This is a genomic window from Vibrio sp. 1978, from assembly GCF_033344345.1.
In genome coordinates this window covers 1-524 of the sequence record NZ_JAWPOP010000989.1, presented here as the reverse complement: position 1 = coordinate 524, position 524 = coordinate 1, and the positions used below count along the sequence as shown (strand labels likewise).

At 49.2% G+C, this 524-nt stretch carries 1 protein-coding gene; it reads right to left on the bottom strand.

Annotated elements, in window-relative coordinates; all coding sequences use genetic code 11:
• A partial coding sequence (locus tag R8N49_RS30260; protein WP_318190836.1) for a patatin family protein occupies positions 1–493 on the bottom strand: 493 nt, incomplete at its 3' end.
• Positions 494–524 lie beyond the last annotated feature (31 nt).

The following is a 524-nucleotide window of genomic DNA, read 5'->3' as shown; positions in this document are numbered from 1 at the left end:
CGCCGCCATCCACATATCGAGTGCCATTAAGAAGTACGCCATTACGATAGAGTACGGGCAGGGCGCTGCTGGCCTTCATGGTCTCCGCTAACATATCGACGTCCGGAGTGAGGTATTCTGCCTGTCCAGTATCTTGACGAGTGACGACAAGGAAAAAAGGCCGCGGATCAGCAGCGAGCACTTCTTTATCAATGCCTAACTCTTCAAGTGTCACTTGCCACATCCAATCCAAATCCATGACATCACCACCGCGTATGAGCTGGCTGGGGGTGATGAATTCATTTCTTAGGCTGTAATCGAGATAGATCTTGAGGTTTCTGCCCGGCATTTTTGCTAAATAAGCGGCAAGATCACTTGCGCCAGCCGATACGCCCCAAAAGCTGTCGAAGGGAGAAAAGTACGCAGCTAAAAAATGGTCGAGTATTCCGCAAGAAAATACCCCTCGCATTGCGCCGCCTTCAACAATCAGTGCACGAGAACCTATATGTTCCATCTGCTTATCCGCTTTCTATCTTTTAGTTGAG